This window comes from Nocardiopsis potens DSM 45234, from assembly GCF_000341105.1.
Lineage (GTDB): Bacteria > Actinomycetota > Actinomycetes > Streptosporangiales > Streptosporangiaceae > Nocardiopsis_A > Nocardiopsis_A potens.
Genome location: NZ_ANBB01000047.1, coordinates 73092 through 99923 on the forward strand (window position 1 = coordinate 73092; position 26832 = coordinate 99923).

19 protein-coding genes and 3 tRNA genes are annotated in these 26832 nt (G+C 73.6%); 16 read left to right on the forward strand and 6 right to left on the reverse strand.

What is annotated here, in order from left to right; all coding sequences use genetic code 11:
• Nucleotides 1-143 precede the first annotated feature (143 nt).
• The 8 genes from D459_RS0119645 (at nucleotide 144) to cimA (ending at nucleotide 13202) form a co-directional block, all read left to right on the forward strand.
• Nucleotides 144-2852: a putative bifunctional diguanylate cyclase/phosphodiesterase gene (locus D459_RS0119645; protein ID WP_017594713.1), complete on the forward strand. Its 2709-nt coding sequence runs from the start codon at nucleotides 144-146 to the stop codon at nucleotides 2850-2852.
• A gap of 240 nt (nucleotides 2853-3092) precedes the next feature.
• A complete protein-coding gene (locus D459_RS0119650) occupies nucleotides 3093-4940 on the forward strand; it encodes an acetolactate synthase large subunit (protein ID WP_275041856.1) in 1848 nt (615 codons plus the stop codon).
• Between the two features lie 32 nt (nucleotides 4941-4972).
• Nucleotides 4973-5497, forward strand: a complete 525-nt coding sequence (gene ilvN, locus D459_RS0119655; protein ID WP_017594715.1) for an acetolactate synthase small subunit — start codon at nucleotides 4973-4975, stop codon at nucleotides 5495-5497.
• 71 nt (nucleotides 5498-5568) lie between these two features.
• Nucleotides 5569-6564: a ketol-acid reductoisomerase gene (ilvC, locus tag D459_RS0119660; protein WP_193790274.1), complete on the forward strand. Its 996-nt coding sequence runs from the start codon at nucleotides 5569-5571 to the stop codon at nucleotides 6562-6564.
• A 145-nt stretch (nucleotides 6565-6709) separates the two neighbouring features.
• Complete coding sequence (serA, locus tag D459_RS0119665) at nucleotides 6710-8299, forward strand: phosphoglycerate dehydrogenase (RefSeq protein WP_017594717.1); 1590 nt, start codon at nucleotides 6710-6712, stop codon at nucleotides 8297-8299.
• Between the two features lie 601 nt (nucleotides 8300-8900).
• Entirely contained in the window at nucleotides 8901-9965 is a 1065-nt protein-coding gene (locus D459_RS0119675) for a 3-isopropylmalate dehydrogenase (protein ID WP_017594719.1), read from the forward strand.
• Between the two features lie 239 nt (nucleotides 9966-10204).
• Nucleotides 10205-11323, forward strand: coding sequence for a branched-chain amino acid aminotransferase (locus D459_RS0119680; RefSeq protein WP_017594720.1), 1119 nt, complete (start codon nucleotides 10205-10207; stop codon nucleotides 11321-11323).
• 295 nt (nucleotides 11324-11618) lie between these two features.
• Nucleotides 11619-13202, forward strand: a complete 1584-nt coding sequence (cimA, locus tag D459_RS0119685) for a citramalate synthase (protein WP_017594721.1) — start codon at nucleotides 11619-11621, stop codon at nucleotides 13200-13202.
• A gap of 79 nt (nucleotides 13203-13281) precedes the next feature.
• On the opposite strand, the gene D459_RS0119690 is transcribed toward cimA, so the two are convergent.
• Entirely contained in the window at nucleotides 13282-14055 is a 774-nt protein-coding gene (locus tag D459_RS0119690) for a DUF3152 domain-containing protein (protein ID WP_017594722.1), read from the reverse strand.
• Between the two features lie 94 nt (nucleotides 14056-14149).
• The gene (locus D459_RS0119695) at nucleotides 14150-14512 is read right to left on the reverse strand and encodes an antibiotic biosynthesis monooxygenase family protein (RefSeq protein WP_017594723.1); all 363 of its coding nucleotides are present in this window, start codon (nucleotides 14510-14512) and stop codon (nucleotides 14150-14152) included.
• A 284-nt stretch (nucleotides 14513-14796) separates the two neighbouring features.
• Between D459_RS0119695 and D459_RS0119700 the strand changes: the two genes are divergently transcribed.
• Complete coding sequence (locus D459_RS0119700) at nucleotides 14797-16152, forward strand: M20/M25/M40 family metallo-hydrolase (RefSeq protein ID WP_017594724.1); 1356 nt, start codon at nucleotides 14797-14799, stop codon at nucleotides 16150-16152.
• 299 nt (nucleotides 16153-16451) lie between these two features.
• Nucleotides 16452-17903 carry a YfcC family protein gene (locus D459_RS0119705; protein WP_081620634.1) on the forward strand — a complete coding sequence of 484 codons (1452 nt, stop codon included), beginning with the start codon at nucleotides 16452-16454 and terminating at the stop codon, nucleotides 17901-17903.
• 28 nt (nucleotides 17904-17931) lie between these two features.
• On the opposite strand, the gene alc is transcribed toward D459_RS0119705, so the two are convergent.
• Nucleotides 17932-19071 (reverse strand): allantoicase, encoded by a 1140-nt coding sequence (gene alc, locus D459_RS0119710; protein ID WP_017594726.1) that lies wholly within the window; start codon nucleotides 19069-19071, stop codon nucleotides 17932-17934.
• A gap of 117 nt (nucleotides 19072-19188) precedes the next feature.
• The gene (locus D459_RS0119715) at nucleotides 19189-20127 is read right to left on the reverse strand and encodes a LysR family transcriptional regulator (RefSeq protein ID WP_017594727.1); all 939 of its coding nucleotides are present in this window, start codon (nucleotides 20125-20127) and stop codon (nucleotides 19189-19191) included.
• A 268-nt stretch (nucleotides 20128-20395) separates the two neighbouring features.
• On the opposite strand from D459_RS0119715, the gene D459_RS0119720 reads away from it, so the two are divergent.
• On the forward strand, nucleotides 20396-21199 hold the full coding sequence (locus tag D459_RS0119720) for a fumarylacetoacetate hydrolase family protein (protein ID WP_026120568.1): 804 nt from the start codon (nucleotides 20396-20398) through the stop codon (nucleotides 21197-21199).
• Between the two features lie 100 nt (nucleotides 21200-21299).
• On the opposite strand, the gene D459_RS0119725 is transcribed toward D459_RS0119720, so the two are convergent.
• Nucleotides 21300-22784: a PTS transporter subunit EIIC gene (locus tag D459_RS0119725; protein ID WP_017594729.1), complete on the reverse strand. Its 1485-nt coding sequence runs from the start codon at nucleotides 22782-22784 to the stop codon at nucleotides 21300-21302.
• A 204-nt stretch (nucleotides 22785-22988) separates the two neighbouring features.
• A complete protein-coding gene (gene murQ / locus D459_RS0119730) occupies nucleotides 22989-23972 on the reverse strand; it encodes an N-acetylmuramic acid 6-phosphate etherase (protein ID WP_017594730.1) in 984 nt (327 codons plus the stop codon).
• A 146-nt stretch (nucleotides 23973-24118) separates the two neighbouring features.
• On the opposite strand from murQ, the gene gltX reads away from it, so the two are divergent.
• From gltX to D459_RS0119755, 5 genes are all read left to right on the forward strand, one after another.
• On the forward strand, nucleotides 24119-25567 hold the full coding sequence (gene gltX, locus D459_RS0119735; RefSeq protein WP_152523047.1) for a glutamate--tRNA ligase: 1449 nt from the start codon (nucleotides 24119-24121) through the stop codon (nucleotides 25565-25567).
• Nucleotides 25568-25699: 132 nt separating this feature from the next.
• A tRNA-Gln gene (locus D459_RS0119740) sits at nucleotides 25700-25774 on the forward strand.
• A gap of 42 nt (nucleotides 25775-25816) precedes the next feature.
• Nucleotides 25817-25889: transfer RNA gene (locus D459_RS0119745), tRNA-Glu, on the forward strand.
• A gap of 140 nt (nucleotides 25890-26029) precedes the next feature.
• Nucleotides 26030-26105: transfer RNA gene (locus D459_RS0119750), tRNA-Glu, on the forward strand.
• A 220-nt stretch (nucleotides 26106-26325) separates the two neighbouring features.
• Nucleotides 26326-26793: a carboxymuconolactone decarboxylase family protein gene (locus D459_RS0119755; protein WP_017594732.1), complete on the forward strand. Its 468-nt coding sequence runs from the start codon at nucleotides 26326-26328 to the stop codon at nucleotides 26791-26793.
• Nucleotides 26794-26832 lie beyond the last annotated feature (39 nt).

A 26832-nucleotide genomic window follows, 5' to 3' on the forward strand; every position in this document is an offset into this window, starting at 1 on the left:
TTGCGTGAATACCGTGTTCACCCAGGGAACCGCCGGGGGCTCCCGGTCGGCGCGGAGGCGCCGGCCCGCATAACGCCATCGACCGGAAGGGTGCCCATGAACACGTCCGTCGTGGTGGTCCCCGATCCCGGGCCGGGCGCCCGATGAAGCGGGACCACCGGATCTGGCTGGCCGCGGTGGCGGCGCTCACCGTCCTCTACGCACTGGGGACGCTGGTGCCGACCGGGGCCGGCACGACGCTCACCTCCAGCATGGGCGGCTGGGCCACCGGGACGGTGGCCGCGGCGGCCTCGGCATCGCTGCTCTACGCGGCGCGCCGGCGGGCGTCCGCCTTCGAGGACGCCGGACTGGAGGCGGACGGCGCCGACGGGCCGGCCGCGCTGCGCCTGCTCGGCCTGGCCGCGGCGGCGTGGAGCGCCGGGGCGTTCATCTCCGCGGTCACCGGCCTGCTGATCACCAGCCCGGCGGTCTCGCTGACCTTCAGCGACCTGTTCTCCCTGGTCGCGCTCCCGCTGTTCGTACTGGGCTTCACCCGCTTCGCCCCGCTCCCGCAGGGGCTGCGCCCGGTGACCAGGCACATCACCGACAGCTATGTGGCCGCCGCGGCGCTGTTCTCGATGGTCTGGCTGCTGCTGTTCGCGCCGCTCTACCGGGAGCTGGGCCAGGGCGGGGAGTTCCTCGGCTTCGGCCTGGTCTACCCGGTCGCCGACATCGCGGTGCTCTGCCTGATCGCGCCGCTGGTCTTCACCTCGCCGCACAGCACCCGGCGGGCGGTGCTGCTGGCGATGGGCGCCTTCGTCATCGTCTGCGGCGCCGACCTGATCGGCGCGGTGACCCGGCTGACCGGCGACGCGCCGGCCGGCGGCATCGAGTACCCGGTGCGGGTGCTCGGCTTCGCGCTGCTGGGCATCCTGCCCTGGCTGATCCGGGACCGGGCCGGGGCCGAGCCGCGCCGGATCACCGGCCGGGGGCTGTACCGGTTCGCCCCGGAGATCGCCGCCTGCGGCGCGCTGGGGGCGGCGGTGCTGGTGCTGACCACGGCCGCGTTCCAGGTCCCCCAGGTGGGCCCGGTGCTGGCGCTGGCCGCCGGGTCCTCGGTGCTGGTGCTGCTGGTCCGGGTGGTCGGCATGCTGGAGGAGAACGGCACCCTCACCCGGATGCTGCACACCCGGGAGGGCCACTTCCACGAGCTGGCCCGGAACAGCGGCGACGTCATCCTCATCCTGGAGCAGGACGGCCGGGTGTTCTACGCCAGCCCGGGCGCGGCCGAGTCGTTCGGCTACCGGCTGGACGACCTGGTGGCCGAGCCGGTCACCGCGATCGTGCACCCGGAGGACCTGCCGCGCACGGCGAGCGTCGCCCGGGTGTTCGAGCGGTCCGGCGGCGGGCCGGAGAGCGTGCACCTGCGGGTGCGGGCGCGCGCCGGGGACGGCACCTGGCGGCACACCGAGTCCACCGTCTCGCTGTACGAGCAGCCGGGCGAGCCGGACCGGCTGCTGGTGACCACCCGGGACATCAGCGCCCAGGTGGCGCTGGAGGACCAGGTCAACCACCTGACCTTCCACGACGGGCTGACCGGCCTGCCCAACCGCGCCTACCTGGAGGAGCGGACCCGGGAGATGCTGTCCCGCCGGGAGGCGGGGGCCGGCGGCGCCGGCGAGATCGCCGCGATCTTCCTGGACCTGGACGGCTTCACCGCGGTGAACGACTCCGCCGGGCACAGCTTCGGCGACTACCTGCTGGCGCAGGCGGCACGCCGGCTGCGGGCCACCTCCACCTCCGGGGTGACCCTGGCGCGCTGGGGCGGCGACGAGTTCGCGGTGCTGGTCGAGGGGGGCGAGCACGCGCAGCGCGTCGCGGACCTGGCCGAGCGGCTGGCCCGGGTGATCGGCGCGGAGCCGTTCCAGATCGCCGGGCGCGAGGTGGTGCTGACCGCCAGCGCGGGGGTGGCCTTCGCGGAGAAGGGCATGGACGCCGGCGAGCTGATGCGCAACGCCGACATGGCGCTGGCCCGGGCCAAGGAACAGGGCGGCGGCCGGATGGAGATCTACGCCGCGGACATGCACGCCCGGGTGGTCGGCCGGCTGGAGCTGCAGGCGCAGCTGCGCCAGGCGCTCGCCGACGGCGACTTCACCCTGGAGTACCAGCCGGTGGTGGACCTGGAGAGCTCCCAGGTGACCGCGGTGGAGGCGCTGGTGCGGTGGCGGCGCGGCGGCGAGTCGGTGATGCCGGAGGAGTTCATCGGCCCGGCCGAGGAGTCCGGGCTGATCGTCCCGCTGGGCGAGTGGATCCTCCGCGAGGCCTGCGAGAAGGTCGCGGTGTGGCGGGCCTCCGACTGGGACATCGAGCTGTCGGTGAACCTGTCGGTCAAGCAGATCCTGTCGCCGCGGTTCGTGGAGACGGTGGCCGGGGCGCTGGAGGACAGCGGGCTGCCGGCCCGGGTGCTCACCCTGGAGGTCGACGAGGAGGTCCTGCTGGAGGACCCCGGCGAGGCGGTGGAGCGGCTCTCCGCGCTGCGCCGGCTGGGCGTGCGGCTGGCCATCGACGACTTCGGGATGGGCTACGCCTCCCTGGCGCACCTGCGCGAGCTGCGGGTGGACGCGATCAAGATCGACCCGTCGTTCATCCGGGACCTGGGCACCGACGGCACCGTCACGCTGCTCACCCACACCATCATCCGGCTCGGCCAGGACCTGGGGGTCCAGGTGGTGGCCGAGGGCATCGAGCGCCCGGAGCAGCTGGAGAAGCTGCGCTCCATGGGCTGCGGCCACGGCCAGGGGTTCCTGGTGGCGCGGCCGATGGCGGCGGAGGGCATGGAGGCGCTGGTCGGCGGGGCCGGCCTGCCGCTCTGATCCGCCGGAATCCGTCCGCATGCCGAGACAGTCGGCGCTTCACCCGTGCGCACCCACGCTGACCTGCGATCCTTCGTCCCGGTATCGGCCGTATGCTGGAAGTCACATCTCACTGGTCGAGACATTCTGGAGAATCGGTTGACGGGCGGCGCACCCTCGGCCAATGTTGACACCGTGCAGAGCAACTTCCACCTCATTCTCGTACTTGGTCGGCGCGCAGCCGGCTGACCGAGTCGTTCGCTGCGCGCGCCCTCCGACCGCTCCGAGCGGTGGAGGGTTTTTTGTTGCCAGGCACACCCGACTACGAGCCCTCCGAAGGATCTTGTGATGACCGATCAGATGACCGGAGCCCAATCGCTCATCAGGTCGCTGGAGCACGCCGGTGTCGACGTGGTGTTCGGGATCCCCGGCGGCGCGATCCTGCCCGCCTACGACCCGCTCTACGACTCCCGCAGGGTCCGGCACATCCTCATGCGGCACGAGCAGGGCGCCGGGCACGCCGCGGAGGGCTACGCCTACGCCACCGGCAAGCCCGGGGTCTGCATGGCGACCAGCGGCCCGGGCGCGACCAACCTGGTCACCCCGATCGCCGACGCGCACATGGACTCGGTCCCCATGGTCGCCATCACCGGCCAGGTCGCCACCCCCTCGATCGGCACCGACGCCTTCCAGGAAGCCGACATCAGCGGCATCACGATGCCGATCACCAAGCACAACTTCCTGGTCAAGCGGGTCGAGGACATCCCGCGGACGATCGCCGAGGCGTTCCACATCGCCTCCACCGGCCGCCCCGGCCCGGTCCTGGTCGACATCGCCAAGGACGCGCTGCAGAACGAGGCGCCGTTCGCCTGGCCGAACCGGCTCGACCTGCCCGGCTACCGCCCGGTCACCAAGCCGCACGGCAAGCAGGTGCGCGAGGCCGCCCGGATGATCGCCGAGGCCCGCCGCCCGGTGCTCTACGTCGGCGGCGGGGTGCTGCGCGCCGGCGCCCACCAGGAGCTGCGCGTCCTCGCCGAGCTGACCGGCGTCCCGGTGGTCTCCACCCTGATGGCCCGCGGCGTCTTCCCCGACACCCACCCGCAGAGCCTGGGCATGCCGGGCATGCACGGCACCGTCGCCGCGGTCGGCGCGCTGCAGAAGGCCGACCTCATCGTCGCGCTGGGCGCCCGCTTCGACGACCGGGTCACCGGCCGGCTGGACACCTTCGCCCCGGACGCCAAGATCGTGCACGCCGACATCGACCCGGCGGAGATCTCCAAGAACCGCCAGGCCGACGTGCCGATCGTCGGCGACTGCCGGGAGGTCCTGGCCGACCTGGTGGTCGCGGTCCGCAAGGACCAGTCCGAGGGGCGGCAGGGCGACTACGCCGCCTGGTGGGCCCAGCTGGACCGGCTGCGCACCGTCTACCCGCTGGGCTACGACGCCCCGGACGACGGCAGCCTGGCCCCGCAGCACGTCATCCAGCGGCTGGGCGAGATCGTCGGCCCGGAGGCGGCCTACGTCGCCGGCGTCGGCCAGCACCAGATGTGGGCCGCGCAGTTCGTCTCCTACGACAACCCGGGGACCTTCATCAACTCCGGCGGCCTGGGCACCATGGGCTTCTCCGTCCCGGCGGCGCTGGGCGCCAAGGTCGGGGCGCCGGACCGGACCACCTGGGCGGTGGACGGCGACGGCTGCTTCCAGATGACCAACCAGGAGCTGGCCACCTGCGCCGTGGAGAACATCCCGATCAAGGTCGCGGTGGTCAACAACGGCAACCTCGGCATGGTCCGGCAGTGGCAGACCCTCTTCTACGAGGGCCGCTACTCCAACACCGAGCTGCGCACCGCGCCCGACGCGGAGAAGGTCCGCATCCCGGACTTCGTCCGGCTCGCCGAGGCGTACGGTTGTGTCGGGCTGCGCTGCGAGCGCGCCGAGGACGTCGACGCCACCATCGAGAAGGCGATGGCGATCGACGACGCCCCCGTCGTGGTGGACTTCACCGTCAACGCCGACGCCATGGTCTGGCCGATGGTCGGCCCCGGCATCAGCAACGACAACATCCAGTACGCGCGCGACATGGCGCCGGACTGGGGCGACGACGACTGACGAGGACCGACGAGGACGACAAGGAACCAGTCATGACCCAGCACACGCTCGCGGTCCTCGTGGAGGACACTCCGGGGATCCTCACCCGGGCCTCGGCGCTGTTCTCCCGCCGCGGCTTCAACATCCACTCCCTCAGCGTCAGCACGACGGAGTACGAGGGACTGTCCCGCATGACGATCGTGGTCAACTGCGACCGCCACCCTCTGGAGCAGGTGACCAAGCAGCTCAACAAGCTCGTGAACGTCATCAAGATCGTCGAGATGGACAACGACGCATCGGTCCGCAGGGAGCTGCTCCTGGCGAAGGTGAAGACCGACGCCGCCAGCCGCCCGCACGTCATCCAGACCGCCGAGCTGTTCCGCGCCAACATCGTGGACGTCTCCGCGGACGTGGTCGTCATCGAGGCCACCGGCAAACCCGAGAAGCTCGATGCGCTCATCCGCAACCTGGAGCCGTACGGAATCAAGGAACTGGTGAAGTCCGGGACGGTCGCGCTCGGCCGCGGCCCCCGCTCCATCACCGACCGGTCGCTGCGCCCCGTCGAACGCAGCGCCTGAACGGACCCCTGGACCGGCCCGGGACGGCCCCGGGCCCGACGACGAAGAACACGAGCAAGGAGCGAGCCGAAGTGGCAGCACAGATGTACTACGACGACGACGCCGACCTGAGCATCGTCCAGGGGCGCAAGGTCGCCGTCATCGGTTACGGCAGCCAGGGGCACGCGCACGCGCTGTCGCTCCGCGACTCCGGCGTCGACGTGCGCATCGGCCTGGCCGAGGGCTCCAAGAGCCGGGCCAAGGCCGAGGAGGAGGGGCTGCGCGTCCTCACCCCCGCCGAGGCGGCCCGCGAGGCGAACCTGATCATGGTGCTGGTCCCCGACCACATCCACCGCGACCTCTACGCCAAGGAGATCGCCCCCAACCTGGAGGAGGGCGACGCGCTCTTCTTCGGCCACGGCTTCTCCATCCGCTACGAGCTGATCGTCCCGCCGGCCGGGGTGGACGTCGCCATGGTCGCCCCCAAGGGCCCGGGCCACCTGGTCCGCCGCCAGTTCGAGGAGGGGCGCGGCGTCCCGGTGCTGGTCGCGGTCGAGCAGGACCCCTCCGGCGGCGCCTGGGACCTGGCGCTCTCCTACGCCAAGGGGATCGGCGGCACCCGCGCCGGCGCGCTGAAGACCACCTTCACCGAGGAGACCGAGACCGACCTCTTCGGCGAGCAGGCGGTGCTCTGCGGCGGCCTGGCCGAGCTGATCAAGGCGGGCTTCGCCACCCTCACCGAGGCCGGCTACCAGCCCGAGGTCGCCTACTTCGAGTGCCTGCACGAGGTCAAGCTGATCGTCGACCTCATGTACGAGGGCGGCATCTCCAAGATGAACTGGTCGGTCTCGGACAACGCCGAGTACGGCGGCTACACCCGCGGCCCGCGGGTGGTCACCGACCAGACCCGCGAGGAGATGCGCCGCATCCTGGCCGAGGTGCAGGACGGCACCTACGCCCGGGAGCTGGTGGCCGAGTTCGACGCCGGCCGGCCCAACTTCCTCAAGCGCCGCGAGGCGGAGCAGAACGAGCCGATCGAGAAGGTCGGCGCGGAGCTGCGCCCCCTGATGAGCTGGCTCAAGGGCTGAGGCCCGGACGGGGCCCGGCGGCCGGAGGCCGCCGGGCCCCTGCCGTTTCCGGCGCACCTCACCACGGGGGATCCCGACCCCCGCAGTAGACTTTGCTTCCGGCCGAAGCACCCGACAGCCGCTCGCGAAACCTAAGGAACAAGCTGTGCCCAAGCCCGCAGTACTCGTCGCGGAAGAACTCTCGCCCGCCGGACTCGCCCTGCTGGAGGACGACTTCGAGGTCCGCCGCACCGACGGCGCCGACCGGTCCCAACTGCTGCCGGCCCTCGCCGACGTCGATGCCCTCATCGTGCGCAGCGCCACCCAGGTGGACGCCGAGGCGCTGGCCGCGGCCCCGAGGCTGAAGGTCGTCGCGCGCGCCGGCGTCGGCCTGGACAACGTGGACGTGGACGCCGCCACCAAGGCCGGCGTGCTGGTGGTCAACGCCCCCACGTCCAACATCGTCAGCGCCGCCGAGCAGGCGGTGAACCTGCTGCTGGCCTCGGCCCGGAACACCGCCCCGGCGCACAACGCGCTGGTCAACGGCGAGTGGAAGCGCTCCAAGTACACCGGTGTGGAGGTCTACGACAAGACCGTCGGCATCGTCGGCCTGGGGCGGATCGGCGCCCTGGTGGCGCAGCGGCTCTCCGCGTTCGGCACCCGGGTGCTCGCCTACGACCCGTTCGTCCAGCCGGCCCGCGCCGCGCAGATCGGCGTGCACATGGTCACCCTGGACGAGCTGCTGGAGCAGGCCGACTTCATCACCATCCACCTGCCGAAGAACAAGGACACCCTCGGCCTGATCGGCGACGAGGCGCTGTCCAAGGTCAAGCCGAGCGTGCGGATCATCAACGCCGCGCGCGGCGGGATCCTGGACGAGGCCGCGCTCTACCGGGCCCTCAAGGAGGGGCGGGTGGCCGGCGCCGGCATCGACGTGTGGGCCAGCGAGCCGTGCACCGACAGCCCGCTGTTCGAGTTCGAGAGCGTCGTGGTCGCCCCGCACCTGGGCGCCAGCACGCACGAGGCCCAGGAGAAGGCCGGCACCCAGGTCGCCCGCTCGGTGAAGCTGGCGCTGTCCGGCGAGTTCGTCCCGGACGCGGTCAACGTCCAGGGCGGCGCGGTGGCCGAGGAGGTCAAGCCGGGCCTGCCGCTGACCGAGAAGCTGGGCCGGATCTTCACCGCGGTGGCCGGCGGCCTGGCTACCCGGATCGACGTCGAGGTGCGCGGCGAGATCGCCGAGCACGACGTCAAGGTGATCGAGCTGGCCGCGCTCAAGGGCGTCTTCGGCGGCGTCGTGGAGGAGGCGGTGACCTTCGTCAACGCCCCGCTGCTGGCCAAGGAGCGGGGCGTCGAGGTGAACCTGGCCACCGGGGACGGCGACTCCGACTGGCGGAACCTGATCAGCGTGCGCGGCGTGCTCTCCGACGGCCGCCGGGTATCGGTGTCGGGCACCCTCACCGGGCCGCGGCAGACCGAGAAGCTGGTGGAGCTGAACGGCTACTCGATGGAGATCGGCCTCAGCGACCACATGGCCTTCTTCTCCTACGACGACCGCCCGGGCATCGTGGGCGCGGTCGGCGCGCTGCTCGGCGAGGCCTCGGTGAACATCGCCGGCATGCAGGTGAGCCGGGACGAGCAGGGCGGCAAGGCGCTGATCACGCTCACCGTGGACTCGGCCATCCCGGCGCCGACCCTGGAGGCGATCTCCACCGAGATCCGCGCGGAGACCACCCGCCAGGTGGACCTGGAGGACTGAGTCCTTCCCGGCCGCACCGGCGGGCCGCTCGCGCACGGCGCGGGCGGCCCGCCGCCGTTCTCCGGCCCCCGCGCGCCCCGGGCCGCCTCCGCGGGGGCGGGGCGGCCGGGCGGCGACTTTCCGCCGGGTCCGCTCTGGCCGTCTGTTTGCACGTCCGATATTCTGTCGTCCGAGGAAATCCGCCGGAGCGACTCCGCCCGGCGGCGGCGCTTCCGCCGGCCGGGCCTGCATCGGGTCCGTGCGGCGGCCACCGGTCAGGCGATCCCCACCGGTCCCGGCGCCCCGATGTCCCGTCTCCGCGCCCGCCCGTCCGGACGATCCGGATCTCCAGGGCCTGCGCGAACGCACATCCCATTCGCCATTCCTCTGCTTTACCGCGCATCCGAGGAGGATCGCCGTGTACGACACCGATGAGACCCCGGCCCAGGACCGCGACGAGGCGCAGCGCGCGCTGCAGGACGCCTTCGAGCGCAGGGACAACGGCGCGCCCGAGCACTGGTGAGGCGCTAGAGTTGTCTCACAGGATGTCCTTCCGGTCTCAGAATGCGAGAAGGTAGAGGCCGGAAGGGCGAAGGCCGAGCGAAGGAAGTCTGGGGCAGGTATGGGTGAGCGCACCGTGAAGTTGGCCGTCATCGGCGGGGACGGCATCGGCCCCGAGGTCGTGGCCGAGGGGCTGCGGGTGCTCTCCGCGGTCGCCCCCGAGCACGGCCTCTCCTTCGAGACCACCGAGTACGACCTGGGCGCCCGCCGCTGGCACGCCACCGGCGAGACCCTCACCGACGAGGTCGAGCAGGAGCTGCGCGGCCACGACGCGATCCTGCTCGGCGCGGTCGGCGACCCGTCGGTGCCCAGCGGCGTGCTCGAGCGCGGCCTGCTGCTCCGGCTCCGGTTCGCCTTCTCGCACTACGTCAACCTGCGGCCGGTCCGGCTCTACCCGGGCGTGGCCACCCCGCTGGCCGACCGCGGACCGGACGACATCGACATGCTCGTGGTCCGCGAGGGCACCGAGGGCCCCTACGCCGGGATGGGCGGCGTGCTCCGCAAGGGCACCCCGGACGAGATCGCCACCCAGGACAGCGTCAACACCCGGATGGGCGTGGAGCGGGTGGTCCGCTACGCCTTCGCCAAGGCCGCCGAGCGCCCGCGGAAGAAGCTCACCCTGGTGCACAAGGACAACGTGCTCACCTACGCCGGCGACCTGTGGCAGCGCACCGTGCGCGCGGTCGGCGAGGAGTACCCGCAGGTCAGCGTGGACTACACCCATGTCGACGCGGCCGCGATGTTCTTCGTGAACCAGCCGGAGCGGTTCGACGTGATCGTCACCGACAACCTGTTCGGCGACATCATCACCGACATCGGCGCCGCGGTCACCGGCGGCATCGGCCTGGCCGCCAGCGGCAACATCAACCCGGAGAACGCCTTCCCGAGCATGTTCGAGCCGGTGCACGGCTCGGCCCCGGACATCGCCGGCCAGGGCAAGGCCGACCCCACCGCGACCGTGCTCTCGGTCGCCCTGATGCTGGACCACCTGGGCGCGCCGGAGGCCGCCCGGCGGGTCGAGCAGGCCGTCGCCGAGGACCTCCAGGTCCGCGCCAAGGAGGGGAGCACCCGCTCCACCGCGCAGATCGGCGCCGACCTGGTGGCCCGAGTAGCCCGGCAGGGCTGAGCCGCGCGGCGGCCTCGGCCCTGCCCCTTCGAGTGAACGGGCGCGGCCGGGCCGCCGGATGAGCGTGCGCCGCGGGCGCGCCCGTCCCCGGACCCGTGTCCGGGAGGGCGCGCCCTTTTCCATGCCGGCCGTGCACAGGACCGGTACCGGCACTGGCCCGGGATGCGCCGATTCCGCCAGACTGGAATGCGGACCGGCAGCGCTGCCGGCCCATGTAGGTGAGAGGACCTGAGAGACCCATGAGCAACGGCACCACCACAAGCGGGTTGACGTTCGACGTCCGGCCCTCGTCCCGGCGGAAGACCCCGCAGGAGCGAGCGGCGCTGCTGGACGGCCCCGGGTTCGGAAACGTGTTCACCGACCACATGGTCACCATCCGCTACACCGAGGGGAAGGGCTGGCACGACGCCGCCCTGGAGCCCTACGGGCCGCTGAGCCTCGACCCGGCGACCAAGGCCCTGCACTACGCACAGGAGATCTTCGAGGGGCTCAAGGCCTACCGGCACCCCGACGGCAGCATCGCGGCCTTCCGCCCCGAGGCCAACGCCCGGCGGATGAACCGCAGCGCCCGGCGGATGGCCATGCCGGAGCTTCCGGAGGAGGTGTTCATCGAAGCGATCGAGCTGCTGCTGAAGCACGACGCGGAGTGGGTCCCCGACCAGGAGGACGCCAGCCTCTACCTGCGTCCCTACATGATCGCCACCGAGGTCGGCCTCGGGGTCAACGGGCCCTCCTCGTCCTACCTGTTCGGGGTGATCGCCTCCCCGTCCGGCCCCTACTTCAAGGGCGGCGTCAAGCCGGTCACCGTCTGGCTGAGCGAGGACTACACCCGCGCGGCGCCGGGCGGCACCGGCGAGGCCAAGTTCGCCGGCAACTACGCGGCCAGCTTCCTGGCCCAGGCGCAGGCCGTCGAGCAGGGCTGCGACCAGGTCGTCTGGCTGGACGCGGTGGAGCACCGCTGGGTCGAGGAGATGGGCGGGATGAACCTGTTCTTCGTCCTCGGCTCCGGCGACGGCGCGCGGATCATCACCCCCGGGCTCACCGGCACGCTGCTGCCCGGCATCACCCGCGACTCGCTGCTCAAGCTCGCCCCGGAGCTCGGCATCCCCGCGGAGGAGGGCCGCATCTCCACCGACGAGTGGCGCCAGGGCGCGCTCAGCGGGGAGATCACCGAGGTGTTCGCCTGCGGCACCGCCGCGGTCATCACCCCGGTCGGGCACGTCAAGAGCGCCCAGGGCGCCTTCGACATCGGCGACGGCACGCCGGGCCCGGTGACCATGCGGCTGCGCGAGGAGCTCGTCGCGCTGCAGTACGGCAAGCGGCCGGACACCCACGGCTGGGTCCGCGCCCTGGCCTGATCACCCGCCGGGCGGCCGGGTCCCGCGGCGATCCCGCGGGGCCCGGTCCGTCCGGATTCAGGACCGCCCGTCTCGAATAGCGAGACATTTCCGCGGTGAACTCCTGTTTTCCGGGACGGCTGTGGCACACTGATCGCGTGCCGTCTCAGGTGATCATTATCGTGAGGCGCGCCGGCTGAACGGACCCCGCCGGCGCGCCGACCTCTCGTGTCCACGAGGGGTCTTTTTTATTGCACCACCGCAGCGCCGACGGGCCCGGACGCCGCCGACAGCATCCGACTCGGGAGTTCCACCGATGCCAGACGACAGCTTCCACGTCTTCGACACCACCCTGCGCGACGGCGCCCAGCGAGAGGGCGTCAACCTGACCGTCGCGGACAAGCTCGCCATCGCGGGCCTGCTCGACGAGTTCGGCGTGGGCTTCATCGAGGGCGGCTGGCCGGGGGCCAACCCCAAGGACACCGAGTTCTTCCAGCGGGCTTCACAAGAGCTCGACCTGGAGCACGCGCAGCTCACCGCGTTCGGCGCGACCCGCCGTCCGGGTGTGCGGGCGGCCGACGACCCTCAGGTCGCCGCACTGCGCGAATCGGGTGCCCCGGTGGTGACCCTGGTCGCCAAGAGCGACGTCCGCCACGTCGAGCGCGCCCTGCGCACGACCGGCGAGGAGAACCTCGCGATGATCGCCGACACCGTGGCGCACCTCAAGGAGTGCGGCCGCCGGGTCTTCCTCGACTGCGAGCACTTCTTCGACGGCCACCGGTACGACCCCGGCTACGCCCTGGACGTGGTCCGGGCGGCCGGGGCGGCCGGCGCCGACGCGGTGGTGCTCTGCGACACCAACGGCGGCATGCTCCCGCCCGGGGTGGGCCGGACCGTCGCCGAGGTGCTGGAGGCGACCGGGGTGCGGCTGGGCGTGCACGCCCAGGACGACACCGGCTGCGCGGTCGCCAACACGCTGGCCGCGGTGGACGCCGGCGCCACCCACGTGCAGTGCACCGCCAACGGCTACGGCGAGCGGGTCGGCAACGCCGACCTGTTCTCCGTGGTCGCGGCCCTGGAGCTCAAGTACGGCCGCAGGGTGCTGCCGGAGGGCCGGCTGGCGGAGGCCTCCCGGGTCTCCGCGGCCATCGCCGAGCTGGTCAACATCGCGCCCGCCACCCACCAGCCCTACGTGGGCGTCTCCGCGTTCGCGCACAAGGCCGGCCTGCACGCCTCGGCGATCAAGGTCGACCCCGACCTCTACCAGCACACCGACCCCGCGCTGGTCGGCAACGGCATGCGGATGCTGGTCTCGGACATGGCCGGGCGGGCCTCGGTGGAGCTCAAGGCCGAGGAGCTCGGGGTGGACCTGGGCGGCGACCGGGCCCTGCTGGGCCGGGTGGTGGACCGGGTCAAGGAGATGGAGCGGGCCGGGTACAGCTTCGAGGCCGCCGACGCCTCGCTGGAGCTGCTGCTCCGCGAGGAGCGGGGCGACCGGCCGCGCTACTTCACCGCCGAGTCCTGGAGGGCGATCACCGAGCGCCGCGCCGACGGCGCCTCGCTCAGCGAGGCCACGGTGAAGCTGCACGTCAAGGGCGAGCGGGTGATCGCCACCGCGGAGGGCAACGGCCCGGTCAACGCCCTGGACCGGGCGCTGCGCAGCGCGGTGGAGGGCGTCTACAGCGCGCTCGGCGGCATCCAGCTCGCCGACTACAAGGTCCGCATCCTGGACGGCGGGGGCGGCACCGGCGCGGTCACCCGGATCCTGGTCACCTTCGGCGACGGCCGCGGCGAGTGGACCACCGTGGGCGTCGGGGAGAACGTCATCGACGCCTCCTGGACCGCCCTGGAGCAGGCGATCACCTACGGCCTGATGCGCCAGGGCTACCCGGCGCCCTGACCGGGCCCGCCCCGCTCCGCCCCCGCCGGTCCCGGACTCACCGACCGGTCGACGAGTCCGGGACCGGCGGGGGAGGAGCTCAGGGCTCGACCCAGCCGTTGGGCTCGCAGCCGTTCAGGCCCAGGGTCTGCTGCTGCATCACCGGGGCGGGCTCGCCCTCGCCCGGGCAGCTCACGTGGCCGTGCCCGAGGGCGTGGCCGATCTCGTGGTTGAGCACGTAGATCCGGTAGGTCTCCAGGTCGTCGCCGAACTCGTCGACCGCGTCCACCCACCGGTTCTGGTTGATGACCGCGCGGTCGCCGGTGGTGCAGGAGGTGTAGCCGTTGGTCCGCAGCGGGGCGCAGAGCGCGTCCACCGTGGCGGGGGCGGCCAGCACCACCCGGAAGTCCACCGGGCCGTCGTCGACCCGCTCGAAGGAGAGCCCCTCGGAGGCCCAGCCGCGCTCGTCGTCCAGCACGGTCTCCACCGCGGCGGCGAAGTCCTCGGCCTCGCCCGGCAGCCCCTTCTCCACCGCGACCGTGTAGCGCTTGACCCGGCCGTCGCCGACCGGGTCGGAGCCGCCCGGCACGACGTCCAGCTCGCCGTCGGCGGAGTCCACCGCGCCGACCACGGAGCGGAGCAGCGGAGGCTGCTCCTCCTCTTCGGCGTCCTTCTCCCCGGTGTCCCCGGCGGCCTCCTCGGCGGCCCGTTGCGGCTCCCGGGAGGGCCGGTCGGCCGGCGCGCCGCCGGAGCCGGAGGGGACCCGGTCCAGGACCAGGAAGGTGCAGCCGAGGGCGATGACGAGCAGTCCGATGAGCAGCTCGGGCCGACGGCGTCGGCGGTGCGGACGGGCACCGGTTCGCGGGGCAGGCATGGGCGGCGGCGGACTTCCCGGGTTCGGTGATGGAGAGGCCACCTAGCATCGCAGATAACGGGGCCGGGCGAGACCGGCCCCGCAACCGCCGAGGTCAGCCGCGCCCTTCGACCACGTGCTCGATCACCTCGAAGCCCCACAGCTCGCTGCCGGAGGCGGCCGGACCGCCGTGGCCGTGGCCGTGGCCGTGTCCGTGCCCCTCCCCGGCCTCCGCGGCGGCGCGGGCGTGCCCCTCGCGGAACGCGGCGCTCTCCAGCCAGGCGCGGAACGACTCCTCGTCCTTCCACCGGGTGTAGACGATGTAGCGGTCGGTCCCCTCCACCGGGCGGAGCAGCTGGAACTCCTCGAACCCGGGCTGGCCCTCGACCAGCCCGGCCCGCTCGGCGAACCGCTCCTCCAGGGTCGGCCCGGCCCCCTCGGGCACGGTCAGCACATTGAACTTGACGACGCTCGGCATGGCGGCGCCCCGCTTTCGTGTCGTTGCTCCTGCCTGTCGGGGCCAGTCTCCACCACCGGGAGGACCCGGAGGGGCAGGGGCCGGAGGCCGTGCCGCCGCCCGGCCGGTCGGGCGGCGCCGCAGGCGGGCGAGGGCGGTCCCGGAGGAAGGCCGGCCAGGGGCGGCGGCGGGCGCCGCTTGTGCGGATCTTTACCCGGCACCGGGCGCCCGACGGGCCGGTGCGGGGAAGTGCACGGAATGTCACGGAGAGCGATTCCGCTGCACTGCAGCCGAAGGAGCCGGACATGGAGGACCTCGCACGCAGGGTCGACGAGCTCGCCGACGGGCTCGGCGCCGACCTGGTCGGACTGGCGGCCATCCCGTCGATCGCCTTCCCCGGCTACCCGGACGAGCCGGTGCTCCGGGCGCACGACCGGGTGGTGGAGCTGCTCCGCTCGGCCGGCGTCGGCTCCATCGGCGGCCTCGACCTGCCCGACACCCAGCCGGTGATCACCGGTTCCATCCCGGCCCCGGAGGGCGCCCCCACCGTGCTGCTCTACGCCCACTACGACGTGCAGCCGCCGGGCGACGAGTCGCTGTGGGACTCGCCGCCCTTCGAACCCACCCGGGTGGACGGGGCGATCCGGGCGCGCGGCATCGCCGACGACAAGGCCAACATCCTGGTGCACGTCGGGGCGCTGCGCGCGTTCGGCGGCCGGCCCCCGGTGGGCGTCAAGGTCGTCATCGAGGGCCAGGAGGAGTACGGCAGCGCCTTCGACGACTACCCGGCCAGCGACCCCGACCTGTTCGGCTCGGACGCGATGGTCATCGCGGACATGGGCAACGTCCGGCCGGGCGTGCCGACCTTCACCGTCGCGCTGCGCGGCGACACCGAGGTGATCGTCGAGGCCCGCACCCTGGCCGAGCCAAGGCACAGCGGCGAGTACGGCGGGGCGGCGCCGGACGCCCTCATCGTGCTGCTGCACGCCCTGGCCACGCTGCACGACGCGGAGGGGGACGTGGCCGTCCCCGGGCTGCTCCGCGAGGAGTGGGACGGCGCCACCCTGGAGGAGGACGAGTTCCGGCGGATGGCCGAGGTGCGCGAGGGGGTGCCGCTGTTCGGCACCGGCAGCCTCGGCCGCCGGCTGTGGACCGGCCCGGCCATCACCGTGATGGGGCTGGACGCGCCCTCGGTGGACGGCGCCGCGGCCGCGGTGGTGCCCTACGCCAGGGCCAAGCTCAACGTGCGGGTGCACCCCCGGCAGAAGGCCGCCGAGGCGCAGCGCGCGGTGGTCGAGCACCTGGACCGGGTCCGCCCGTTCGGCGTCCGGCTCCAGGTCGCCCCGGGGGACGCCGGCGACGGGTTCGCCGCGCGCACCGGCGGCCCCGCCTACCGGGCCGCCGCCGAGGCGATGCGCGAGGCCTGGGGGGCGGAGCCGGTCCACATGGCCAGCGGCGGCGCGATCCCGCTGGTCTCCGGGCTGGCCGAGGCGGTCCCCGACGCGGAGATCCTGCTGTTCGGGGCGCAGGACTCGATGTCCAACCTGCACGCCCCCAACGAGCGGGTGCTGCTGGACGAGCTGAAGCGGGCGGTGCACGCCGAGGCGGCGTTCTTCCGGGCCTTCGCCCGGGACCGTGCGGCCCGGCAGGGGCGGAGGTGAGCGGGGAGGGCGCCCCGCGCGAAGAAGGCGGCGCCTCCCCCGGCGGGGCCTCCGGCCCTCCCGGTGGTGTTCGCGGCGGGGCTTCCGGCGGCGGTGCTCCCGAGGGCGCCGGCGGCGGCGCTCCCGGCGGAGGGCCCGGCGGTCCTCCCGGGGGCGCCGGCGATGAAGGCGGCGGAGCCTCCGGGGGCTCTGCCGGGGCCGCTTCCGGCGGGGCCGCGTCCGGGGAGGGCGGGGACGGCGCTCCGCCGCCGGGGCGGCAGGACGGGGCCGAGGGGCGGACCTGGCGGTTCCCCAGCGCGCTGACCGTGCTCGCCCTGGTCACCCTGGCGGTGTGGGCGGCGGCCTTCCTCATCCCGCCCGGCTCCTACGAGCGGGACGCCGAGGGCCGCCCGATCGCCGGCAGCTACCAGCGGGTCGAGGACGACCGGAGCCTCGGCGAGCGGCTGTCCGACCTGTTCCTGTCCCCGGTCAACGGGCTGTACGGGGTGCAGGACCAGGACTCCGGGGAGGTCGGCCCGGACATGGTCGGCGCGCTCTTCGGCAGCGCCGGGGTGTTCTTCTTCGTGCTGGCCATCGGCGCCTTCATCACCATGGTCTTCGCCACCGGGGCGCTGGACCGCGGCATCGCCCGGCTGGCGCACCGGCTGCGCGACCGGGGCGCGCTGCTGATCGCCGCGATCATGGCGGTGTTCGCGGTGCTCGGCTCGGTGGAGGGGTTCGCCGAGGAGACCCTGGGGTTCTACGGGCTGATCGTGCCGCTGGTGCTGGCGCTGGGCTACGACCGGATGGTCGCGGTCGGCGCGATCATCCTCGGGGCCGGGATCGGGGTGCTGTGCTCCACGGTCAACCCGTTCTCCACCGGGGTGGCCTCCCCGGCGGCCGGGGTCTCGCTGGGCGACGGGCTGCCGCTGCGCGCGGCCATGCTGGTCGTGCTCACCGCGGTCACCATCGGCCACGTGCTGCGCTACGCGGCCCGGGTCAAGGCCCGGCCGGAGGCGTCGCTGGCCGAGGCGCAGCCCGGCGACGGCGCCCTGGGCGCCGCGACCGCCGACCCGGAGCCGCTGACCGGGACGCACAAGGCGGTCATCGCCCTGCTCGTCGCGGCCTTCGCGGTGATGGTCTACGCGGTGCTGCCCTGGGCGGGCATCCTCACCGGGGACCCGGGGGCCGAGCCCTACCCGTGGGAGCTGGGCTGGTCCTTCCCCGAGCTGAGCGCGCTGTTCCTGGTGGCCGCGGTGCTGGTCGGGGTGGTCGCCCGGATGGGGGAGAAGGGCCTCACCGACACCCTGGTCGGCGGGGCGGCCGACTTCATCGGCCCCGGCCTGGTCATCGTGGCCGCCCGCGGGGTCACCGCGATCATGAACAACGCGCAGATCACCGACACCGTGCTGCACTCGATGGAGGACGCCGTCTCGGGCACCTCGTCCGGGCTGTTCGCGGTGCTGGTCTTCGTGGTGAACCTGCCGCTGGCCTTCCTCATCCCGTCCACCTCGGGCCACTCGACGCTGGCCATGCCGGTGATGGCCCCGCTGGCCGAGTTCGCCGACGTGCCGGCGGACGTGGTGGTCACCGCCTGGCAGTCGGCGTCGGGGTGGATGAACCTGTGGGTGCCCACCACCGCGGTGGTGATGGGCGGCCTCGCCCTGGCCAAGGTGGGCTACGGCGCCTACCTGCGCTTCCTCTGGCCGCTGCTGGCGGTCCTGTTCGTGCTGGTGTGCGCCTTCGTGGCGGGCGCGGCGGCCTTCGGCTGACGCCTCCTCCGGCCGCCGCGCCGCGGGCTCAGGCCAGCTCGGCCCAGCGGGCGCGCAGGGCGTCCAGGCCGGTCGCGGTGAGCGCGCCGTGGAAGCGCACCCGGGAGTAGCCGCCGTCCGGGAAGACGTCGATCCGGGCGTGGGTGGCCGCGGGGGCGTCGGTCAGCAGGAAGCGGTGCGGGGAGTCCGGCTGCAGCCGGGTGCGCGGCAGCACCGTGGTCCAGGCGGACGCGTCGGCCAGGTCGGACTTGGTCTCGTCGGCGAAGGAGATCTCCACCCAGCCGGCGGCGTTGCCCTTGAGGTAGGCGGTGTCGATCTCCACGGCGCGCACCTCGGAGTGGCCGGCCAGCCGGTAGAGCACCCAGTCGTTGCTCTCCCGGACCCGGCGGCGGCGGTTCTCCCAGCCGTCGTCCATCTTCCGGGAGCGCCCGGGCAGGATGGTGTTCTCCGGCGGGGAGTAGAAGCGGTCGGAGGCGTCCGCGACCGAGCCGCCGTTCTCCAGCGCGGCCAGGTCGAAGGAGCCGAGCGCGCCCAGCCACTCCGGGTCGGCGACCGGCTCGCCGTGCACACGCAGCCGGGCGATGCCGCCGTCGGGGTACATCTTCAGCCGCAGGTGGGTCCAGCGCTTGGCGGAGTCCACCGGGAACCCGTTGGCGGCGTGCCCGCGCAGCTGGGAGCGGGGGACGATCTCGGTCCAGACCACGTCCGGGCCGAGCAGCTCCTCCTCGGAGGGGGTGCCCGGGACGCTGGCGGCCTCCACCGAGGCCTGCTGCGGGTAGTTGCCGCGGAAGTGCGCGGTGTCCACGACGATGCCGCGGATCACGCCGGGCAGGCCGAGCCGGATCAGCGTCCAGTCGTGCTCGCCGTCCTCGGGGAAGGGGCTCTCGGCGGTGTTGCGCCGGCGGCGGGTCTCCCAGCCGTCCATGATCTTGCCCTTGTGCCCGAACGCCTCCGGGTCGAAGACCGCGGGCTCCGGCTTGAGCAGGTTCTCCCGCTGGGCGAAGAACTCGTCGTTGGTCGCGATGGCGCCGGCGCCCAGGCGGCGGTCGGCCAGGTCGACCAGGGCCGTGAAGGCGTGCTCGGAGCGGCGGTAGTCGGCGTACGGGTCGCCGCCGGAATAGGGGAGGGCGTCGTGGGCGTGCGGATCGGACGTCTGGTTCGCGGTCACGTCTCACCTTCTGATCGGGTGCCGGAAATGTGCGGTCCGTACCTCGATGGGCCGTCTGCCGTCCAGTGTGCGCCCGGCCGATCCGTCACGTCCATCGCGATCTGCCGATCAGACTGTTCAGTCCGGCTGAACAATGCGGGCGCCGGAGTCCTCGGCGTGCTCGGCGGCGGCGCGCTGCAGCGCGCGCAGCACCCGGGCCAGCCGCGGCCGGTCGCCGGAGCCGGAGCGCACCGCGGCGACCACGTGCCGCCGCGGCCGGTCGGCGCGGAGCTCGCGGACGGCCGCCCCCGGGCGCGGCGCGGGCGCGGCCATCCGCGGCACCAGCGCCACCCCCATCCCGGCGGCGACCATGGCCAGGATCGCCTCCCAGTCGGCGGCCACGTGCGTCTGCTCCGGGGTGAACCCGGCGTTGGCGCAGGCGGTGAGGGTGATGTCGCGCCAGGGGCCGGAGCTGCCGAAGATCCACGGCTCGCGGGCCAGGTCGGCCAGGCGCAGGCCGGGGGCGGCGGCCAGCCGGTGGTGCGCGGGCAGCGCCGCGTACATCGGGTCGGCGAGCAGCGTGGTCCGCTCGAACTTGGCGTCCCGCGGCGAGGGCGCGTCGGCGGCCAGCGAGAGCGCCAGGTCCACCTCGCCCGCGGCCAGCAGCTCGTAGGCCTCGGCCGCCTCGGCCTCGCGGATCCGCAGCTCCAGGCCGGGATGGCGGCGGCGCAGGTCGGTGGCGGCCGGGACGACCAGGGCCGGCACCGCGGTGGCGAACGCGCCCACCGAGACCCGCCCGGCGTCGCCGCGGACGAACCCCTCCAGCTCCGCCTCGGCCCGCTCCAGGTCGGAGAAGACCTGGTCGGTGTGGCGGAGCAGCACGTGCCCGGCGTCGGTGAGCCGGACCCGGCGGCCGTGCGCCTCCAGCAGCGCCGTGCCCACCTGCCGGGAGAGCGCGGCCAGCTGCTGGGAGACGGCCGACGGCGTCATCTGCAGGGCCTCGGCCGCGGCCCGCACGGTGCCGTGCTCGCCCAGTGCGCGCAGCACCCGGAGCCGGCGCAGGTCCCAATCGGTCATACCGGAAATGCTAAGGCAGGTTGAACACCGGCCGATGGACCGTTCACCGGTGCAGAACGGACGCGCGGGGAGGGGCGCGGCTCTCCGGGCGCCGGCCCCGGCCCCGCCGGCTCCGCGGGCCGGTGCCGGTGGGCGGGTCCCGGCCGGCCGACGGGTCCGGGGCCGGCACGGGGCGGCGGTCCGGGCCGCGCCGCGGCGCACCGGCGCCGCCGCGTCGGTAACCTCGGGGGAGCAGGTACTTCGAGCTGGTGAAGGGGTGGGCGCGACCGTGCGCATCGCGAGGTTCTCCTCCGGGGACGATGTCGGCTTCGGGCTGGTCGACACCGACGTCGACAGCGGGGAGGAGTACGTCTCGCGGCTCAGCGGGCACCCGCTGCTCGGCCGCATCCAGCTGACCGGGGAGCGGGCCAAGCTGGACGACGTCCGGCTGCTCTCCCCGGTGCTGCCCAGCAAGGTGATCTGCATCGGCAAGAACTACGCCGAGCACGTCGCGGAGATGGCGGACACCACCGGGCCGGCCACCGAGGAGCCGGTGGTCTTCCTCAAGCCCTCCACCTCGGTGGTCGGGCCGAACGACCCGGTGTTCCACCCGAAGATCTCCGAGCGGGTCGACTACGAGGGCGAGCTGGCCCTGGTCGTCGGGCGGCTCGGCCGCGAGGTGCCCCCGGAGCGGGCCGGCGAGCTCATCTTCGGCTACACCTGCGCCAACGACGTCACCGCGCGGGACCTGCAGCGCAAGGACAAGCAGTGGACCCGGGCCAAGGGGTTCGACTCCTTCTGCCCGCTCGGCCCCTGGATCGAGACCGGCCTCACCCTGGAGGAGGCCTCCGACCTGCGGATCACCACCAGCGTCGACGGCGAGGTCCGCCAGGACGACCGCACCTCCAACCTCATCCACCCCCTGGCCGAGCTGGTCTCCTACGTCAGCTCCTTCATGACGCTGGTCCCCGGGGACGTCATCCTCACCGGTACCCCGGCCGGCGTCGGCCCGGTCCGCCCCGGCCAGCGGGTCACCGTCGCCATCGAGCGGATCGGCGAGCTGGCCAACACGGTCACCACCCGGGAGGACTGACCGCCCCGGCGGGCCCCTCCCGCGATGGACCCGGCGCCGCGGCCCCCTCGGAGCGCTCCGAGGGGGCCGCGGCGCCATGGCCGCCCGGGGCGGGATCCGGCTACACCGGTGCGGCGGCGGTCTCGGTCCGCTCCGCCGCCGGGGCGTTCAGCTCGGTGAGCGCGCCCTTGCCGAAGCCGAAGAAGTAGGTCAGCGCGAACCCGGCGGCGTACCCGGCGAGCAGCCCGGCGCCGTAGACCGCGATCGCCGGGCCGATGCCCTGGCTCCCCTGGAGCAGCGGGAAGAGCGCCCAGCCGGACGGGCCGATCGCGGTCGAGCCCACCGTGGTGCCGAGCTGGCCCAGCAGGCCCACCACGCCGCCGCCGACCGCGCCGCCCGCGCAGGCGGTGATGAACGGCCGCCCCAGCGGCAGCGTCACCCCGTAGATCAGCGGCTCGCCCACCCCGAGCAGGCCGGCGGGGAGCGCCGAGCGGATCGTGTTCCGCACGCCGGCGTTGTTCTTCAGCCGCACGTAGACCGCGAGCGCCGCGCCGACCTGGCCCGCGCCGGCCATCGCCAGGATCGGCAGCAGCACGGTGTGGCCGTCCAGCCCGATCAGCGTGGTGTGGATCGGGATCAGCGCCTGGTGCAGCCCGAGCATGACCAGCGGCAGGAAGAGCCCGCCCAGGACGAACCCGGCGAAGCCGCCCGCCTGGGCCAGCAGCCAGTTCGCCGCCACCCCGATCGCCTCGGAGAGCTCGCCGGCCAGGTACATCAGGCCGTACACCGTCACCAGGCCGGAGACCAGCACCGCGATGGTCGGGGTGACCAGGATGTCCAGCGTCTCCGGCACCCACCGGCGCACCCACCGCTCCACCCGGGCGCAGAGCACCGCCGCGGCCAGCGCGCCGAGCACGCCGCCCTGCCCCGGGGCCAGCTCCATGCCGAAGGCCTGCACGTCGGCGACGCCGGCGAACGGGATGATCGCGGCGACCGCGCCGCCCAGGATCGGGGTGCCACCGAACTCCTTGGCCGCGTTCATCCCGACGAACACCGCGATCAGCGACATGAAGCCGGAGGCCAGCGCGGCGAGCGCGGGCTGGGCCGCGGGCAGCCAGCCGAAGTTGGCCAGCAGCCCGTTGACGCCGGCCAGGATGCCGCAGGCGATCAGCGCCGGGATGAGCGGCACGAAGATGTCGGCGATGCGCCGCAGGAAGAGCTTGACCGGGGTGGCGTTGCGCCGCTTGTTCTCCGCCCGGATCGCCGCCCCCCGCTCGGCCAGCGCGGCGGCGCCGTCCGCCGCCGGCCCGGCCGGGTCCCCCGGCCCTTCGGCGCGCTCCGCGCGCTCGGCCTCGACCAGGCGGGTGAACTCCTCGGTGACCCGGCCGACCGCGCCCGGGCCGAGCACGATCTGGTAGGTCTCGTCGTCCACCACGCCCAGCACCTTGGGGTGCTCGCGGATCTCGGCGTCCCGGACCGGTGAGCGGTCGGCCAGGCCGAGCCGGAGCCGGCTGATGCAGTTGGCGATCGAGGTGACGTTGGCCTCGCCGCCGACCAGCGCGAGGAGGTCGCGCGCGGTCGCGGCGTGGGAGTCCGGTGCGCTCATCGGAAACCTTTCGGTGGGCCCCCTCGGCTCCGTTCGGGGGAGTCCGGGGGAGGGGGAGCGGACGCGGTCCCGTCGGGGGACGGGGCGGGGATCGGGGGGCGGCCGGCGGGGAGCGCCGGCCCGGGCGGGGAGGGCGGGATCGGGCGGCGGCCCCGGGCGGGGCGGCCGCCCGGGGCGGGGGAGCGGGTCAGGGCGGGGTACGGGTCACGGCGCGGTCCTCTCGGCGGACGGCGGGGCCTGCCCGGCGCGGGCGGCGTCGACGGCGTCGCGCAGCCGCCCGCCGGAGCCGGCCAGCAGCCGCGCGGCCTCCTCCGGCCCGACCCCGCCGAGCAGGGTGAGGATGGCGGCCTTCACCTCGCCGCCGGTCTCGGCGAGGGCGCGGTCGACGGCCTCCTCGCCGGCGCCGGTGGCCATCTCCACGATCCGCCGGGACCGGGCGCGCAGCTTCTCGTTGGTGCTGCGCAGGTCGACCATGAGGTTCCCGTAGGTCTTGCCGAGCCGGACCATGGTGACGGTGGAGATCATGTTCAGCACCAGCTTCTGCGCGGTGCCGGCCTTGAGCCGGGTGGAGCCGGTGATGAGCTCGGGTCCGGTGTCCACCTCCACCGCGTGCTCGGCGGCGGCGCCCAGCGGGGAGCCGGGGTTGCAGGAGACCCCGACGGTCAGCGCGCCGGCCGCGCGCGCGTGGCGCACCGCGCCGACGGCGTAGGGGGTCCGCCCGGAGGCGGAGATCCCGACCACGGTGTCCTCCGGGGTCAGCCCGATCGAGGCGAGGTCGGCGGCGCCCGCGGCGGCGTCGTCCTCCGCCCCCTCGACCGCCTCCCGGATCGCCCCGGGGCCGCCGGCGATCAGCCCGACCACCTGGCCGGGGTCGGTGTTGAAGGTGGGCGGGCACTCCGAGGCGTCCAGCACGCCCATCCGGCCGGCGGTGCCCGCGCCGGCGTAGATCAGCCGGCCGCCCCGGCGCATCCGCGCGGTGAGCGCGTCGATCGCCGCGGCCACGGCGGGGGCGGCCTTGGCGACCGCCGCGGGCACCGTCGCGTCCTCGGCGCTCATCGCCTGGAGGATCGCTTCGGTGCCCATCCGGTCGATGTCGGCCAGATCGTCCCGGCGGGCCTCGGTCGCCAGCCCGGCGAGCTGTTCCCGCAGTTCCCGCTCGGCGGCGTCCGCGCTGTCGGTGGTGGCCATGGAGGAGGCCGTCCTTTCCCCGGTGAGGCGTCCCGGCGTGTCAGTAGGTTTCCTTCACAACTTTCCTCTGTCAAGAAGGTTAGCTACGAATCCGCCGGTTACCGATACCCCCGGCCGGGGCGGTCGGCGCGGATAGGGTTGGACGGGTGAGTGAGACTTCGATTCGTGTGCGCTTCGCGCCGTCCCCGACCGGCATGTTCCACGTTGGGGGGGCGCGATCGGCGCTCTTCAACTGGGCGCTGGCCCAACAGCAGACCGACGGCCGCTTCGTGCTCCGCATCGAGGACACCGACGCGGCCCGCAACCGCCCCGAGTGGACCGACGGGATCGTCCGGGCCCTCTCCTGGCTGGGCATCTCCGCCGAGGACCCGCACTTCGAGGGGCCCTACTTCCAGTCGGCCTACGCGGGCAAGCACCGCGAGACCGCCGAGGCGCTGTACGAGGCCGGCCGGGCCTACTACTGCGACTGCACCCGGGACGCGGTGGTGGAGCGGCGCGGCAACGAGTTCCGCGGCTACGACGGCTTCTGCCGGGACCGCGGCCTGGAGCCCGGCCCGGGGCGGGCGCTGCGCTTCCGGGTCCCCGAGGGCGGGCCGACCGTGGTGGACGACCGGATCCGCGGCCGGGTGGAGTTCGACCACGCCGCCATCGAGGACTTCGTGATCGCCCGCGGCGACGGCTCCCCGCTGTTCGTGCTGGCCAACGTGGTCGACGACGTGGAGATGGGCGTCAACGAGGTGATCCGCGGCGAGGAGCACCTGTCCAACACCCCCAAGCAGCAGCTGCTCTGGGAGGCGCTGGGGCACACCCCGCCGGTCTGGGCGCACCTGCCGGTCATCGTCAACGAGAAGCGGCAGAAGCTGTCCAAGCGCCGGGACAAGGTGGCCCTGGAGTCCTATCAGGAGGAGGGCTACCTGGCCGAGGCGATGGTCAACTACCTGATGCTGCTGGGCTGGGCCCCCGGGGACGACCGGGAGATCATGCCCTGGGCGCAGATGGTGCCGCTGTTCGACATCGCCGGCGTGAACAGCTCCAGTGCCTTCTTCGACGAGAAGAAGCTGCGCGCCTTCAACGGCGAGTACATCCGCGCGCTGAGCGCCGAGGAGTTCGCCGAGCGCTGCCGCCCCTGGCTGGAGGGCCCGGACGCGCCCTGGGCCGCCGAGGACTACGACCCGGAGGCCTTCCGCGCCATCGCGCCGCTGGCGCAGAGCCGGATCGCGGTGCTCAGCGAGATCGTGCCCAACGTGGACTTCCTCTTCCTGGCCGAGCCGGTCTTCGACGAGAAGTCGTGGAACAAGGCGATGAAGCCCGGCATCGGCGCGGAGATGCTCACCGCCGCCGCGGAGCGCTTCGCCGACGAGAAGCAGGAGTGGGAGGCCGAGGCGCTCAAGGCGGCGCTGGAGGAGATCGGCACCGCCCAGGGGCTCAAGCTCGGCAAGGCCCAGGCGCCGGTGCGGGTCGCGGTCACCGGCCGCACCGTGGGGCTGCCGCTGTTCGAGTCGCTGGAGCTGCTGGGCCGGGAGCGCACCGTCCGCCGGCTGCGCGCCGCGCTGGAGCGGCTCGCCGCGGACGGGGCCGGCGCGCCCGCGGAGTAGCCGCGCACGGGGGTGGTCCGGCGCACCCGGGCCGCCCCCGTATTCGATTCGCGAGCACTCCGGAAGTCCGCTAAGGTTATGCACGTCGCCGCGGGGGACGGGCCGAAAGGCCGGGAAGCCGCGGAAACGCACTGGGGTATGGTGTAATCGGCAGCACGACTGATTCTGGTTCAGTTAGTCTAGGTTCGAGTCCTGGTACCCCAGCCAACGGCCCTCATCGAGGGTCGCAGGGCCGGTAGGCCCGTCTGGGCCCCCGTCGTCTAGTGGCCTAGGACGCCGCCCTCTCAAGGCGGTAACGGCGGTTCGAATCCGCTCGGGGGTACGCAGTAGCAGGGAGGGGCTCCCATCACCGTGGGAGCCTTTTTTCTGGGGTCGCCGCTCCGGCGCCGACTCGAAAACGGGCAGATCGACACCGACTCGGGCACTTCCGAAGTTCGGTAGGATAGGTCCCGCAGCACCGAGGCCCCCGTCGTCTAGTGGCCTAGGACGCCGCCCTCTCAAGGCGGTAACGGCGGTTCGAATCCGCTCGGGGGTACCAACGGGCAGGCCCGCACTCGCAGAGTGCGGGCCTTTCCGCTTCTCCGGGGCCTCCGGGCCGGCGACCGCGCCCGAGCCGCACCCCGGGCCCGGTCGTCGGCCCCTCGCCCCTCCAGTGGCCCTCTTCACACCCGTTCCGGGGCTCCGGGCGTCACGCCTCCGCCCGGCCGGGGTGTCTCTTCTGCGAAGAGCAGCACCCCACGGAGGCGGAGGGAGCCCCCATGAGCACCGCAGCAGAGCACCGGCACGCACGCGTCGACGTCGCCGCCGAATTCGGCGAGATGTACCCCTCGGCGGCGGCCATCAGCAAGCTGGTCGCCGAGGCGCTCGGCGAGCGCCTGACCGAACTGGTCTACCTGCGCGGTTCCTACCTGAACGGCTGCGCGTTCTGCATCGACATGCACACCCGCTCCGCGCTCCGCGCGGGCCAGAGCGAGCAGAAGCTGTTCCTGGCCGCCGCCTGGCGGGAGGCCCGGGACCACTTCACCGAGGCCGAGCAGGCCGCGCTGGAGCTCACCGACGAGGTCACCCGGCTGGGCGAGCACGGAGTGAGCGACGAGGTCTACGACCGGGCCGCCGCGCACTTCCCGCCGCGCGAGCTGGCCGCACTGATCACCGGGATCGCGGTGATCGCCTTCTTCAACCGGATCGCGGTCACCACGCACAAGCAGCCGCCGGTCCGCGGCTAGCCCACCGGAGGAGGGGGAGGAGGGGCGGGGCCTCCCGCC